Below are 13,525 nucleotides of genomic sequence, written 5' to 3'. Positions count from 1 at the left end.
GTCACTCCTCGAGGGGCGGGGTTGGGGCTGGGGGGTGCGCCGCCCGGGCGGGTTCGGGCTCGGCGGGGCGCAGGTAGAGCCTGCCACACGCGCGGAGCGCTCGGGCGTCGCCCGGCAGGTGGACGGCTCCCTGCCCACGCCACGAGACGACCAGCGCGTCGAGGGCGTCCACGTGCCGTGCCGTCGTCGCGCCGGGCGGGCAGCCGACGGCCAGCGCCGCCGACCGCAGGGCACGCCGGCGCACGGCGGCCGGGGCCGCGGCGAGGGGACCGGCGTCGAGCACCAGCCCGCTGTCAGAAGCCGGGCGTGCCCCGGTGAGCTGGACGTCTGACAGCTCGCCGCGGTCTCTTGTGCTGTCAGACGCAGGTCGTACCCCGGTGGGCTGTGTGTCTGACAGCGCGACGGTGGCGGCGGCGAGCAGCTCGGCGGCCAGGGCGTCGAGCACGTCGGCGTCGTCGCGCAGCTGGTCGGCGGTGCGGGCGAGCGCCTCGACGACGCCCGGCCCGAGCTCCGCCTCCAGCACGGGGACGACGGCGCCCCGCACCCGGGTGCGGGCGGGCACACCGCCCCCGGGGGCGGCGCCGTCGTCGGGCAGCAGGTTGGTGGGGTCGGTCCAGTACGGCACTCCGACGGCGGCGCACACGGCCTCGGTCTGCGCGCGGCGCAGGCCGAGGAACGGCCGGACGTAGCGACCGCGGCGGCGGGGCATCCCCGCCAGCGACCGCGCCCCGCTCCCCCGGGCCAGCCCGAGCAGCACGGACTCCGCCTGGTCGTCGAGCGTGTGGCCGAGCAGGACGGCGACGGCCCCGGTCTCCTCCGCCGCGCCGTCGAGCGCGGCGTACCGCGCGGCGCGGGCGGCACCCTCCGGCCCGGTCGACCCGGGACCGGCGTCGACCCGGACGCCCCGCACGAGCACGGGGTCGAGGCCGAGGTCGCGGCACCGCGCGGCGGCCTGCGCCGCGACGTCGGCCGACCCGGCCTGCATCCCGTGGTCCACGACGACCGCCCCGACCCGCACCGCGAACCCCGGCGCACGCACCGACCGGCCCACGCGGGTCCGCTCGAGCGCGGCCGCGGCCGCGAGCGCGAGGCTGTCCGCTCCCCCGGAGCACGCGACGAGCACCAGGCCCCCCGGCGACAGCTCCCCGCTCCGCGCGAGGTCGCCCAGCTCAGCCCGCACGGCCGCGCGGGCCGCCGCGAGCGCCGGGTCGACGCGCGCCATGTCGTCCGCCCGTCCTCAGCCGTGCACGCGGCGCACCCAGGCGCGCGGGTCGGCGATCTCGCGGGCGGAGGGCAGGTGGCCGGGCTCGGACCAGACGGCGTTGAGGCCGTCGCGCCCCACCCGCTCCTCGACGGCCCGCACGAACGCGGCGCCGTCGCGGTACTGCGCCAGCTTGGCGTCCATGCCGAGCACGCGCCGGAGCACGACGTCGAGCGCGGGGGCGCCCTCGCCGTCGCGCCGCTTCTCGAACCGGGCGCGGATGGTGCGCACCGAGCGCACGACCCGGGGGCCGACGGCGTCCATCATCACGTCGGCGTGCCCCTCCAGCAGGGCCATGACGGCGGTGATCTCCTCCAGCTCGCGGCGCTGCTCGGGGCCGAGGATCCCGTCGAGCGGCGTGACGAGCTCGCCGCGCACCGCGCGCAGCACGGTGCGGCCCACCACGGCGACCTTCTCCCGCAGCGGGGCGCGCGCCATCGCGACCGAGCCGCGGGTGACGCCGCTCATGAGGTCGCCGACGCGCCCCACCAGGTGGTCGGCGAGCCACGGCGCGGCGGCGAACTGGAGGGCGTGCGTCTGCTCGTGCAGGCACACCCACAGCCGGAAGTCACGCGGGCGCAGCCCCAGCGCGCGCTCCACCTGGAGCACGTTGGGGGCCACGAGCAGCAGACGGCCGAACCCCGGCGCGTGGCCGGCGCCGTACGGGTCGAACTGGCCGAGCACCCGTCCCGACAGCAGGGCGAGGAGGCCGCCGACCTCCGCCGCGCCGGCCAGCCGCGCGGCGGCCGACGGGGGCGGCACGTCCGCCGCGATCTCCGCCATCACCGGGTCGGTCATGGCCCGCATCGACTGCGTGTTCGCGCGGGTCCAGCCCGCCCGGTCCACGACGTGGACGTCCCCGAGCAGGCCTGCCGCGCGCGCCGTCACCGGCGTCATGCCCGTGACCTCCAGCACGTGCCCGACGGCGTCGGCGGCCGCGGTGCGCAGCCCGGCGACGAGCGTGTCGAGGTCCTCGCGGGGGGCCGTGGCGCCCGGGCGGGCGAGCCGCGCGGCGATCTGCGCCGCCGCCGTCCAGTCCAGCAGGGGCTCGGCGGGGCCTGTCGTGGTCACGGGACCACGGTAACCACCGTCCGTCGCGCCCCTCGCCGGCACCCGTGCCTGCTACCTGCAGCCGCAGTCGGCCAGGTCGCCGGCGAAGTCGTCGAAGATCACCCTGGCGCCGGCGGACCCGCCCTCGGGGACCCGGTCCGCCAGCGTGACGAACACGAGCAGCCGGTCGTCGGCCGTGACGACGGTGCCGGCCAGGCCGGTGACCTTCGGCAGGCTCCCCGTCTTGCCGTTGACGTACCCGCGACCCGGGTTCGACGCCGGGTAGCGGTCGTGCAGGGTGCCGTTCAGGCCCGCGACGGCGAGCCCGTCGGCGACGTCGCGCAGCTCGGGGTGGTCGGGGTCGACGGCGAGCGTCAGCACCTGGGCGAGCTGGCTCGGCGTCGCCCTCGACCCGCGGCCCAGCCCGGACAGGTCGACGAGCGTCGCGCCGTCCATGTCGACGCCGAGCTCCTCGACCTGCGCGGTCACGGCCCGGATCGCGGCCGCTCCGGTGCCGGGCTCCCCGGCGTCGATCGCCACGATCCGCCCCAGCACCTCCGTGATGGCGTTGTCCGACCGGCGCAGCATGTCCCCGACGACGTCGCGCAGCGGCGCGGACTCGACGCGGCCGACCTCCGTCGCCGACGACGGCGCCTCCTCGCGCGCGACCTCGCCCCGCACGGTGACGCCCCGCTTCTCCAGCGCCGTGACGAACGTGCGGGCGGCGGCGGCCGCAGGGTCCTTCTGCCGCGGCGCGTACTCCTCGTCCGTCGTGCGCGCGACGTCCACCGCGAGGGCGGCGACCGGCGCCGTGTAGCCGTCCTCGACGTCCGCGGCGGGCACGTCGGCGGGCACGGCCGGGCCGGAGAACAGCGTGTCGTCGAGGCCGAGGGTCACCGTGTCCTGCCCGGCGTCCAGCACCTGCGCGGCCACCTGGTCCGCGAGGTCGCCGAGGCCCGCGTGCCCGTTCACCGCGTCGGGGTCGCCCGCGCCGGCCGCGAGCATCATGTCGCCGCCGCCCACGAGCACGAGGTGCGACTCGTCGTCGAGCACCACCGTCGTCGGCAGCGTCGCGTCGCCGCCCGGGCCGGCGAGCGCGGCCGCCGCCGTGAAGAGCTTCTGCGTGGAGGCGGGGACCATCGGCCGGTTCGCGGCGGCCGCGCCGAGCCGCTCCCCGGACGCCCCGTCGACGACGACCGCGCCGACCCGCTTGCCCAGGCGGTCGTCCTCGGCCAGCCCGGTGACGAGCTTGCCGACCGCCGACGCCTCGGGCTCGGGCGCGTCGGAGGGCAGGTCCGGGAGCGACCGCTCGGGGGTCGGGCCGGTGGTGGCGCCGGGCGCCGACGGGAAGGGTGCCGCCGGCGAGGGCGGCGGCGCGGTGGTGAGCATGCCCGGGACGACGTCGAGGGCGTCCGCCACGAGATAGCCGCTGAAGAGCACGACGACCGTCGTGACGGTGGCGCCGACGCTGGCCCGCCACCCCATCTCGTCCTCCCGCGCCCGTGAGCTTCCGTGAGCATCCGTGCCGCCCCGTGAGCGACGTCACAGCCGGGTCCCGTGGCGCGCTCCGTGCGTATCCTCCCACGTCCGCCTGCGGTTCGACGCCGCGGCACGGCACCGGGGACGCGCGCTCACGCATGGCACACTTTGACAGGGCGTCCGCACCGAGCATGCCCGCACCGAGCATGTCCGAAGCATCTCCCGAGCACGTCCCGAGCATGGAGGAACAGTGGAGTTCGACGTCACGATCGAGATCCCGAAGGGCCAGCGGAACAAGTACGAGGTCGACCACGAGACCGGTCGCATCCGCCTCGACCGCATGCTCTTCACCTCGACCCGCTACCCGGACGACTACGGGTTCATCGAGGGCACCCTCGGCGAGGACGGCGACCCGCTGGACGCGCTCGTGCTGCTGGAGGAGCCCACGTTCCCCGGCTGCCTGATCCGCTGCCGCGCGCTCGGCATGTTCCGCATGCGCGACGAGGCCGGCGGCGACGACAAGGTGCTCTGCGTGCCCCTGGGCGACCAGCGCGCCGCGTGGCGCCAGGACATCGACGACGTCTCCGACTTCCACCGCCTCGAGATCCAGCACTTCTTCGAGGTCTACAAGGACCTCGAGCCCGGCAAGTCGGTCGAGGGCGCCCACTGGGTGGGCCGCGCCGACGCCGAGGCGGAGATCGAGCGCTCGTTCCAGCGCGCCAAGGACACGGGCTACTACGACGGCCACTGACACGACAGCTACTGACACGACGGCTACTGGCACGACGGCCGCCCACCCGAGGGCGGCCCTGCCGGAGCCCGGCACGACGACGGCGCCACGCCCCCCGGGGGTGCGGCGCCGTCGTCGTCCCCGCGCGGCACCGGGTCAGGGCGCGATGGCGCGCCCGTAGCGCGCGCCGGGCGCCGCGCCGAGGTCGAGGCGCACCACCGACCCCTCGGCGAGCAGCCCGGTGAGCACGGCGCCCGTGCCGCCGTTCTCCCCCGGCACGCCCACGTCCGGGGCCCGGCCCGCCACGACCTCCGGGTCGGCGCCGAGCGTCGCGCCCATGAGGTCGCCCGCCTCGGCGCCGCCCGGCACCGCCGGCGAGTCCTGCGTCCAGCCCTGCCACGTGCCGAGCGCCTGGACCATGCCGGCGTCCCGGACGGACCCGACGTCCTCCCCCGGCGTCCCGACGACCACCCGCCACGCACCGCGCAGGAAGGCCGCCGAGACGGCGCTGCCGAAGCGGTCGCCGTCCTCCGCCGTGCCCGCCGCGCCGGACGAGTCCTGGTGCCGGCTGCGGAAGTCCAGCAGCGGCTGCGTGAGGCCCGGGTGCACCCGGCCGACCGACACCATGCCGGCGTCGACGTCGGGCCCCAGGTCCTCGCCGGGCGACCCGACCGCGAGGTCGACCACCTGCGGGTCGCCGGCCACGGGGAACACGTGCACGGCAGCGCCGAACCGGTCGCCCGCCTCGGCCTCCCCTGGCACGCGGGCGAGCGCCTGGTGCACGAGCACCGGCGGGTGCTGCGTCCCGGGCTCCGGCGGCGGGCCACCCGGGTCCCCCGGGGGCGCGAACCACAGCGCGACCCCGCCGGCACCGGCCGCGCCCGCCACCCGCAGGCCCGGCGCGCCGGCCGCCATGACCTGCCCCCGCACGCTCAGCGACGAGCCCAGCGCGGCCCCGGCCGCCGCCGACCCTCGCACCCCGACGTCGGCGAGGTCGAACACCTCCCCGCCGCGCGTCGTCGTGTCCGTCGCGCCGACGACGAACGACGTCACCCGGCCGGAGTCCGGGGCGCTCGCCCCGTCGTGCCCGGGCGACCCGACCCACAGCAGCTGCGGCTTCGGGTCGATCGTCTCCTCGGCGGCCGACGCCGAGGCGAGCGCCGCGCCGAACCGTGCGCCCGCCTGCGGGGTGCCGAGCACGCTCTCCGAGTCGGCCGTGATGCGCTCGCGCCGCACGAACGTCCCCGCCGCGGCGTCGTACTCGTACAGGTGGACGGCCCCCGCGCGCGGCATGCCGTACACCGTCTCCTCCGGGCTGCCCACCACCAGCTGGCTGCAGAAGCGGTCGTCGCCCTCCTGCTCGTACGAGCGCAGCTGGGCCACGGCCGTGCCGAACCCGACCGGCCCGCGCAGCACCACCGTGCGCGGCTCGCCGTCGCCGGAGAGGCGGACCTCCACGGTGCCGGGCCGGCCCGTGCCGCCCGGGGCGCCCACGGCGGCGTCCGGCACGCGGTCGCCGTCGAAGTCGTAGCTCGGGCCGAGGCACTCCGGCTCGGCGAACGCGGCCGGCGCGGCCACGACGCCGGCCCCCGCCAGCACCGCGGAGGCCAGGGCGACCGCCGCCGGCCGGCCGATCGACGGACGTCGTCCGGGGGCCGGCGTGCGGGCGGGCTGGGCGTGGCCGGTCATCGTGACCTCCCGGGTGGCCGGCCCGCGCACCGTCGCGCGGGCGGAGTGCTCCGACGGTACGCCCGGGCCGCTCCGCTCGACAGCCCGCCGGCCGCCCCCTGCGGGCGAAACGGGGGCGCGGGGACGTCTACCGTGGCCTCATGCGAGCAGCAGTCATCCACGGGGCCCGCGACGTGCGCGTCGAGGACCGTCCGGACCCGAAGATCCTCACCCCCGGCGACGCGGTGGTCCGCGTCGTGGCCGCCTGCGTGTGCGGCTCCGACCTGTGGCCGTACCGCGGCGTCACCGCCGTGAAGAGGCCCCGACCGATCGGTCACGAGCTGGTGGGCGTCGTGGAGGAGCTGGGCGGTGACGTGACCTCGGCGCAGGTCGGCGACTTCGTCGTCCTGCCGTTCACGATGAGCTGCGGCGAGTGCCAGGCGTGCCGGGCCGGCTACCCCGCGGCGTGCGACCTCGTCACCGGCTTCGGCTCCACGGACCGCTGGGGGAACCCGGTGGACGGCGCGCAGGGCGAGCGGGTGCGGATCCCGCTCGCGCAGCACTCCCTGTTCCCGGTGGGCCGGCCCGAGGCCGAGCTCGAGGCCGCGGGCCTCGTCCCGCACCTGCTCACCCTCGCCGACGTCATGTCGACCGGGTACCACGCGGCGTTCTCCGCCGGGGTGTCGCAGGGCGACACGGTGGTCGTGGTCGGCGACGGCGCCGTCGGGCTGTCCGGCGTGATCGGCGCCCGCCTGCTCGGCGCGGAGCGCGTGATCGCGATGAGCCGGCACGAGGACCGCGCGGCGCTGGCCCGCGAGTTCGGCGCCACCGATGTCGTCGCCGAGCGCGGCGAGGAGGGCCTCGCGGCCGTGCGCGACCTGCTCGACGGGGACCTGGCCGACGCCGCGCTCGAGTGCGTCGGCACCAAGCAGTCCATGGACACGGCGCTGGACGTCGTGCGGGGCGGCGGCCGCGTCGGCTTCGTCGGCGTCCCCAACGGCGGGCCCGAGCTGAGCGTGCGGCGCCTGTTCGACCGCAACGTCACCATCGGCGGCGGCATGGCCTCCGCCCGCCGCTACATGGAGACCCTGCTGCCGGACGTGCTGTCCGGGGCGATCGTGCCCGGCAAGGTGTTCGACCTGGAGCTGCCCCTCGACGACGTCGCGGAGGCGTACGCCGCGATGGACGAGCGCCGCGCGACCAAGGTGCTGCTGCGCCCCTGACCTTCCCGGCCCCCTGAGCGTTGTGAGCGCGATTCCGGGGACAATTCGGTCGCGAATTGTCCCCGGAATCGCGCTCACAACGCTCAGGGGCGGCCGGCGTACGGCATGACCTCGTCCCAGCGGACGGGCGTCTCCCGGACGTCGACGCCGGGGCGCGGCGCCTCGACCATCCTCCCGCCGCCGGCGTAGATCGCCACGTGCCGGATGGTCGACGGGTCGGACGTGTCGTTGGCGTAGAAGATGAGGTCGCCCGGGCGCATCTGGTCGTAGGGGACCTTCCCCACCGTGAGGTACTGCGACCGGGACGTGCGGGTGATCCACACGCCCGCGGCGTTCCACGCCCCCGAGGTGAGCCCCGAGCAGTCGTAACCCGGGTCGCCGTCGCCGCCCCACTGGTAGGCGGTGCCGATCTTCGACCGTGCCCACGCCAGCGCCTCGCGGCCCTGCGCGGCGCTGCCCTGGCCGACGCCGCTGACCGGCGGCGGGTCAGGCTTCGGGTCGGGCTCGGGCTCGGGCTCCGGTGCGGGGCGCGGAGCCGGGTCCGGCGCCGGCTCGCGGGTGCGCGTGGGCCGCGGCTCCGGCGCGTCCGCCCGCTCGTCACCGCCGGAGGCCGAGTCGCCGCCGCGCTCACGGTCGTGGGACGCCGCGCCGGACGCCCCCGACCCGGCGCCGGAGCCCTCGCGCGACTCCCCCGGCGTCGGGTCCGCCGACGCCTGGGCCGGCGCGGCGCCCTCGGCGCGCTCCCGCGCGGCGGACTCGCGGGCGGCCGCGGCCTGCGCCTGGCGGTCCGCCTCCCGCCGGCGCTCGAGCTCGACGCTGGTGCTGCGCAGGTCGGCGAGGCGGGTGAACAGCCGGTCCCGCTCGTCCTCGGCCGCGGCGGTGCGGGCGGTGAGCTCGTCCGCCGTGCGCTGCGCGGTGGCGAACGCGGCCTCGGCCGCCGTGCTGGCCTCCTGCTGGGCGGCCCGGGCGGCCTGCCAGCGGGCGTCGGCGTTGCGCGCGGCGGAGCGGACGTCCGCCTGCCGGGCGAGCGCCCCCGCGACCTTCCGGTCCACCGCGCGCTGCGCGGCCTCCGTCGACACGACGTCACCGACGTCGCGCGCCCCGGCCACGACGTCGAGCGGACCGAGACCGTTCTCGTTCGCACGCGCCGTGGTGCGGTACGCCTCGGCGAGCATCCCGCGGGCGTCGTCCTCGGCACGCTGGGCGCGGTCGGCCCGCGCGCTCGCCTCGACCGTCTCGCGCTTCGCCTCCGCGAGCGCCTCCCGGGCCTCGGCGTAGTCCTCGGCGGCGGTCTGGACGGCGGCCTCGGCGCGCCCGAGCTCGACGCGGATCGCGTCCAGCCGCGCCTGGGCACCGGCGACGTCGAGCGCGGCCGCGTCCGCCGCGGCGTGCGCGGCGGTGACGTCGTCGTCGGACGGCGGCTGCGCCCACGCGGTGCCGCCGGCGAGGGCGGGCACGCCGGCGAGCAGCGCGACACCGAGCCACGATGCGGCCCTGCCGGCGCGACGGGTGCGACGCATGGTCTGCTCCTCCCTGGGCTGACGTCCCGGCCGCCGTGCTCCGGGCAACCTCGCCCAGGCTCACCCCACCCGCGCGGGACCGCCACCCGAGAGTCGGATCCGGCAGCGTCCCGCAAGCCGACACGCCGTCCAAATCCTGGTCCCGAATGGCGAGACATGGGTGTCGCGCGCGACGCCGCCGGGCTACGGTCGTCCGCATGACCCGTCGAATGTGCCGCTGACCACCGCGCACGTTCGCCTGCCTGCGGCCGCTCGTCGACCCAGCCATCCGCTCCGCGTGCGCAGCCGACCGCCGCGGCCCGCCCCAGACGCGCAGGCCTCCTGGTTCCCGCCGCGGCCCGATCACCGCCGACCGAGCCCGAACAGCGCCCGACACCGAGCCACCAGGAGCACGTCATGACCTCCAGCTGGACCTTCGAGACCCGCCAGATCCACGCCGGCCAGACCCCCGACCCGACCACCGGGGCCCGCGCGCTGCCGATCTACCAGACCACGTCGTTCGAGTTCCCCAGCGCCGACGTCGCCGCCGACCGGTTCGCGCTGGCCGACCTCGGCCCCATCTACACGCGCATCGGCAACCCCACCCAGGAGGCCGTCGAGGCGCGGGTCGCCGACCTCGAGGGCGGCGTCGGCGCGCTGCTCGTCGCGTCCGGCCAGGCGGCCGAGACGCTCGCGATCCTCAACGTCGCGCAGGCCGGCGACCACGTCGTGGCCAGCCCCAGCCTGTACGGCGGCACCTACAACCTGCTGCGCCACACGCTGCCGAAGCTGGGCATCGAGACCACGTTCGTCGACGACCCGCACGACCCCGCGTCGTGGCGCGCCGCGGCCCGGCCGAACACCAAGGCGTTCTTCGCCGAGACCATCCCCAACCCGCGCGCCGACGTGCTCGACATCGCGGGCGTCGCGGCCGCGGCCCACGAGGTGGGCGTGCCGCTCATCGTGGACAACACGATCGCCACCCCGTACCTCGTGCGCCCGATCGAGCACGGCGCGGACGTCGTGGTGCACTCGGCCACCAAGTACCTCGGCGGGCACGGCGCGGCCATCGGCGGCGTCATCGTCGACGGCGGCACGTTCGACTACGCCGCGCACCCCGACCGCTTCCCCGGCTTCAACCAGCCGGACGACAGCTACCACGGCCTCGTCTACGCCCGTGACCTCGGGGTCGGCTCCGCCCTCGGCGCCAACCTCGCGTTCGTGCTCAAGGCCCGCGTCCAGCTGCTGCGCGACCTCGGCCCCGCCGTCGCCCCGTTCAACGCCTTCCTGCTCGCGCAGGGCCTCGAGACGCTGTCGCTGCGCGTCGAGAGGCACGTCGCCAACGCGCAGCACGTGGCCGAGTGGCTCGAGGAGCGCGCCGACGTGCGCCTCGTGCACTACGCCGGCCTCCCCTCGTCGCCGTGGCACGACAACGCCCGGAAGTACGCGCCGAAGGGCGCCGGCGCGGTCGTCGCGTTCGAGCTCGACGTCGCCGACCCGGAGCTGGCGAACGCCGCCGGCCGCGCCTTCGTCTCCGCGCTGCGGCTGCACTCGCACGTGGCGAACATCGGCGACGTGCGCTCGCTCGTCATCCACCCGGCGTCGACCACGCACTCGCAGCTCACCCCCGAGGCGCAGGCGCAGTCCGGCGTGACCCCCGCCCTGGTGCGGCTCGCGGTCGGCCTCGAGGGGATCCAGGACATCCTCGCCGACCTCGAGCTCGGCTTCACCGCGGCGGCCGACGTCGTGGCGGGCGCGCCGGACGCCTCGACGTCGGACGACGAGGCCGCGGCGTGACCGCGGTGCCCGGCCCGTCCGCACGGTGCGACGGCGGCGTCGCCGCCACCGTGCCGTCGGTGGGCGGGCGCCGCTCCGGCACCGCACCGACCGTCCGCCCGACGCCCGCCTCGCGGGCCCAGGTCAAGCCGCCGGTGCCCGCCACCGGTGCGTGGCGAGAGGGCGACCCGGCCGCGGCGCGGAAGTTCGTCGACGTCGGCGCGGTCGAGCTCGAGGCGGGCGGGGTGCTGCCCGACGTGCGGGTCGCCTACGAGACGTGGGGCGAGCTCGCGCCCGACGGCTCCAACGCCGTCCTCGTGCTGCACGCGCTGACCGGCGACGCGCACGTCACCGGGCCGGCCGGGCCCGGGCAGCCGACCGCCGGCTGGTGGGCGGACATGATCGGCCCCGGCGCGCCGATCGACACCGACCGCTGGTTCGTCGTCGCGCCCAACGTGCTGGGCGGCTGCCAGGGCACCACGGGCCCGGCGTCCGAGGCCCCCGACGGCCGCCCCTGGGGCGCCCGTTTCCCCCGCATCACGACGCGCGACCAGGTCGCCGCCGAGATCGAGCTGGCCCGGCAGCTCGGCGTCGAGCGCTGGTCGCTCGTCGTCGGGGCGTCGATGGGCGGGCTGCGCGTGCTGGAGTGGGCGCTGCTCGGCCCCGAGTCCGGGATCGCGGTGGACGGGATCGCCGCCATCGCGACGACGGCGCAGACGTCGGGCGACCAGATCGCCTGGGCCCACCCGCAGCTCGGCGCCATCCGTGCCGACCCGCGCTGGCGCGGCGGCGACTACTACGACGCGCCCGACGGCGACGGCCCGGGCACGGGGCTCGCCATCGCCCGGCAGATCGCGCACACCACGTACCGCACGGCGGCGGAGCTGGACGTCCGGTTCGGCCGCCTGCCGCAGGGCGGCGAGGACCCGCTGGGGGACGGCCGGTACGCCGTCCAGTCGTACCTCGACCACCACGGGGACAAGCTCGCGCGGCGGTTCGACGCCAACTCGTACCTGGTGCTCACCGAGTCGATGCTCAGCCACGACCTGGGGCGCGACCGGGGCGGCGTCGAGTCGGCCCTGTCGCAGATCACGGCCCGCGCGCTGGTCGTGGCCGTGGACTCCGACCGGCTGTTCCCGCCGGAGCAGGCGAGCCGCATCGCGGCCTGGGTGCCGGGCGCGGAGCCGCTGCGCATCATCACGTCCGACTTCGGGCACGACGGCTTCCTCATCGAGTTCGACCAGCTCGGGCCCATCGTCGAGGAGTTCCTCGCCGACGTGCGGCTCGGGTCGGAGAGCACGCCGGACTGAGGGTCTGGGCACGGTGGGCGGCCTCGCCGCCCGCCCAGCCGCGCGAACCCCGGCGAACCGCTCTAGCGTGGTGCCGTCGCCACCGGTGGCGGCGGCTCCCACCCGCGAGGAGGCGACCGATGGTCCGGCTCAACCCGTATCTCAGCTTCAGGAACCAGGCGGCCGAGGCCCTGGAGTTCTACCGGTCGGTGCTCGGCGGCGAGCTCGACGTCAGCCGGTTCGGCGACATGCCCGCGGACTCCGGCATGCCGATCGAGGACTCCGACCGGGACCTCGTGATGCACGGCCAGCTCGATACGCCGTCCGGCCTCACGCTGATGGCCGCCGACACCGGCTCGATGATGCCGTACGTCGCCCCCACCAGCGGCGTGACCGTCGCGCTGACCGGCGGGCCGGAGGACTACGACTACGTCGCGAGCGCGTACGCGAAGCTGGCCGAGGGCGGCACCGACGCGATGCCCTTCGACAAGGCGCCGTGGGGCGACTTCTACGGCCAGGTGACCGACCGGTACGGCGTCACCTGGATGTTCGACGTCGGCGCGCCCTGACGGTCAACCCACCAGCAGGGACTCCCGCCGGGCGGCGAGCGCGGCCAGCTCCGCGTCGGCGGCGGCGGACCGCTCGGCGAGGCGCTGCCGCACGCCCTCGACGGCGCGGATCGCCGCCGCGACGCGGTCGCGCGCCTCGGCGATCCGGTTCCGCACCGACCAGTCGGTGAAGATGTTGTCGAACCAGACGTCGAGCGTGCGGGTGAGGCCGTCGACGCCGACCCCGCCGACGCCCTGCTCGCCGAGGTCGCCCAGCTCGACGGTGAGGTGCCGCAGCGCGGCGTCGGCCTCCCGCAGCAGGCCCGCGGCGCGGTCCATCCGGTCGTGCTTGGCCATGCTCGCGAGCATGCCGCCATCGAAGAACGTGTCGTAGGTGGACCAGCCGTCGGCGCTGCGCAGCTCGTCCGCCGCCGCACCCAGGGCGCCGAGGGCCTGCTCGGCCGCGGCCTGTGCCTGGGCGACCTCGACCTGCTGGGCGCGCCACCCGCCCGCCTGCTCGGCCACCGTGCCCAGCTCGGCCGCCGCCGGGCCGCCGGCGCCGCGCACCCACTCCTCCTTCGCCGCGAGCGCGGCGTGCCACCGGGCCTGCACGTCGCCCAGGGCGGCCAGTGCAGCGTCGACGACGCGCACCTCGCGCTCCGCGGCGTCGCGGCGTGCCTGCGCCGTCGCGGCGACGTACTCGGCCGCCTGCTGCTCGGCCCGCTCGGCGTCGAGCCGCTGCGCTCGGTCACCACGCAGCCCCGCCCACACCCGCGCGAGGCTCAGGGACTCCAGCCGCGCGACGTCGGCCGTCTCGTCCGCGAGCGCGGCACGGGCCGCCGCGAGGGCCTCCTCGGCGGCCGCGAGCTCGCGCCCCGCGACCTGACGCCGCGCCGCGTGCTGCGCGTGCTCGACGACCGCGGCGCGCGCCGCGGTCAGCTCTTCCTCGACCTCACCGGTGGGCATGGCGGACAACCTAGGGCATCTCCAGGTCCTGCCTCC

Annotated in this window: 11 protein-coding genes; 5 read left to right on the top strand and 6 right to left on the bottom strand. The window is 77.0% G+C overall.

What is annotated here, in order from left to right; genetic code table 11:
• Position 1 precedes the first annotated feature (1 nt).
• The 3 genes from tilS to dacB are packed head-to-tail and all read right to left on the bottom strand — an operon-like array spanning position 2 to position 3,796.
• Positions 2 to 1,222 (bottom strand): tRNA lysidine(34) synthetase TilS, encoded by a 1,221-nt coding sequence (gene tilS / locus ACH436_RS06850; protein WP_430559446.1) that lies wholly within the window; start codon positions 1,220 to 1,222, stop codon positions 2 to 4.
• A gap of 15 nt (positions 1,223 to 1,237) precedes the next feature.
• Entirely contained in the window at positions 1,238 to 2,332 is a 1,095-nt protein-coding gene (locus ACH436_RS06845) for a zinc-dependent metalloprotease (RefSeq protein WP_430559445.1), read from the bottom strand.
• A gap of 51 nt (positions 2,333 to 2,383) precedes the next feature.
• Positions 2,384 to 3,796, bottom strand: a complete 1,413-nt coding sequence (gene dacB / locus ACH436_RS06840; RefSeq protein ID WP_430559444.1) for a D-alanyl-D-alanine carboxypeptidase/D-alanyl-D-alanine-endopeptidase — start codon at positions 3,794 to 3,796, stop codon at positions 2,384 to 2,386.
• 244 nt (positions 3,797 to 4,040) lie between these two features.
• On the opposite strand from dacB, the gene ACH436_RS06835 reads away from it, so the two are divergent.
• The gene (locus ACH436_RS06835; RefSeq protein WP_416344998.1) at positions 4,041 to 4,541 is read left to right on the top strand and encodes an inorganic diphosphatase; all 501 of its coding nucleotides are present in this window, start codon (positions 4,041 to 4,043) and stop codon (positions 4,539 to 4,541) included.
• Between the two features lie 135 nt (positions 4,542 to 4,676).
• On the opposite strand, the gene ACH436_RS06830 is transcribed toward ACH436_RS06835, so the two are convergent.
• Positions 4,677 to 6,209, bottom strand: a complete 1,533-nt coding sequence (locus tag ACH436_RS06830; RefSeq protein WP_430559443.1) for a hypothetical protein — start codon at positions 6,207 to 6,209, stop codon at positions 4,677 to 4,679.
• Between the two features lie 140 nt (positions 6,210 to 6,349).
• Between ACH436_RS06830 and ACH436_RS06825 the strand changes: the two genes are divergently transcribed.
• The gene (locus ACH436_RS06825) at positions 6,350 to 7,411 is read left to right on the top strand and encodes a zinc-binding dehydrogenase (RefSeq protein ID WP_430559442.1); all 1,062 of its coding nucleotides are present in this window, start codon (positions 6,350 to 6,352) and stop codon (positions 7,409 to 7,411) included.
• 83 nt (positions 7,412 to 7,494) lie between these two features.
• Here the strand turns inward: ACH436_RS06825 and ACH436_RS06820 are convergent, their stop codons facing one another.
• Positions 7,495 to 8,931 carry an NlpC/P60 family protein gene (locus ACH436_RS06820; protein WP_430559441.1) on the bottom strand — a complete coding sequence of 479 codons (1,437 nt, stop codon included), beginning with the start codon at positions 8,929 to 8,931 and terminating at the stop codon, positions 7,495 to 7,497.
• Between the two features lie 396 nt (positions 8,932 to 9,327).
• On the opposite strand from ACH436_RS06820, the gene ACH436_RS06815 reads away from it, so the two are divergent.
• The 3 genes from ACH436_RS06815 (at position 9,328) to ACH436_RS06805 (ending at position 12,544) form a co-directional block, all read left to right on the top strand.
• Positions 9,328 to 10,707 carry a bifunctional o-acetylhomoserine/o-acetylserine sulfhydrylase gene (locus tag ACH436_RS06815; protein WP_430559440.1) on the top strand — a complete coding sequence of 460 codons (1,380 nt, stop codon included), beginning with the start codon at positions 9,328 to 9,330 and terminating at the stop codon, positions 10,705 to 10,707.
• Positions 10,704 to 11,996, top strand: a complete 1,293-nt coding sequence (locus ACH436_RS06810; protein WP_430559439.1) for a homoserine O-acetyltransferase — start codon at positions 10,704 to 10,706, stop codon at positions 11,994 to 11,996. The genes ACH436_RS06815 and ACH436_RS06810 overlap by 4 nt, the downstream gene beginning before the upstream one ends.
• A gap of 119 nt (positions 11,997 to 12,115) precedes the next feature.
• Positions 12,116 to 12,544: a VOC family protein gene (locus ACH436_RS06805; RefSeq protein WP_430559438.1), complete on the top strand. Its 429-nt coding sequence runs from the start codon at positions 12,116 to 12,118 to the stop codon at positions 12,542 to 12,544.
• Positions 12,545 to 12,547: 3 nt separating this feature from the next.
• Here ACH436_RS06805 and ACH436_RS06800 read toward each other — a convergent pair whose 3' ends face one another.
• Positions 12,548 to 13,489: a hypothetical protein gene (locus ACH436_RS06800; RefSeq protein ID WP_430559437.1), complete on the bottom strand. Its 942-nt coding sequence runs from the start codon at positions 13,487 to 13,489 to the stop codon at positions 12,548 to 12,550.
• Between the last annotated feature and the right edge of the window lie 36 nt (positions 13,490 to 13,525).

The sequence above is a fragment of the Isoptericola sp. NPDC019693 genome (assembly GCF_044389085.1).
Lineage (GTDB): Bacteria > Actinomycetota > Actinomycetes > Actinomycetales > Cellulomonadaceae > Isoptericola.
The sequence above is the reverse complement of the archived record's forward strand: the minus strand, read 5'-3'. Positions and strand labels throughout refer to the sequence as shown.

Coding starts and splice junctions, on each gene's coding strand:
- dacB (WP_430559444.1), bottom strand. CDS start 3,796: ATGGGGTGGCGGGCCAGCGTCGGCGCCACCGTCACGACGGTCGTCGTG.
- ACH436_RS06820 (WP_430559441.1), bottom strand. CDS start 8,931: ATGCGTCGCACCCGTCGCGCCGGCAGGGCCGCATCGTGGCTCGGTGTC.
- ACH436_RS06815 (WP_430559440.1), top strand. CDS start 9,328: ATGACCTCCAGCTGGACCTTCGAGACCCGCCAGATCCACGCCGGCCAG.
- ACH436_RS06805 (WP_430559438.1), top strand. CDS start 12,116: ATGGTCCGGCTCAACCCGTATCTCAGCTTCAGGAACCAGGCGGCCGAG.
- ACH436_RS06825 (WP_430559442.1), top strand. CDS start 6,350: ATGCGAGCAGCAGTCATCCACGGGGCCCGCGACGTGCGCGTCGAGGAC.
- ACH436_RS06800 (WP_430559437.1), bottom strand. CDS start 13,489: ATGCCCACCGGTGAGGTCGAGGAAGAGCTGACCGCGGCGCGCGCCGCG.
- tilS (WP_430559446.1), bottom strand. CDS start 1,222: ATGGCGCGCGTCGACCCGGCGCTCGCGGCGGCCCGCGCGGCCGTGCGG.
- ACH436_RS06830 (WP_430559443.1), bottom strand. CDS start 6,209: ATGACCGGCCACGCCCAGCCCGCCCGCACGCCGGCCCCCGGACGACGT.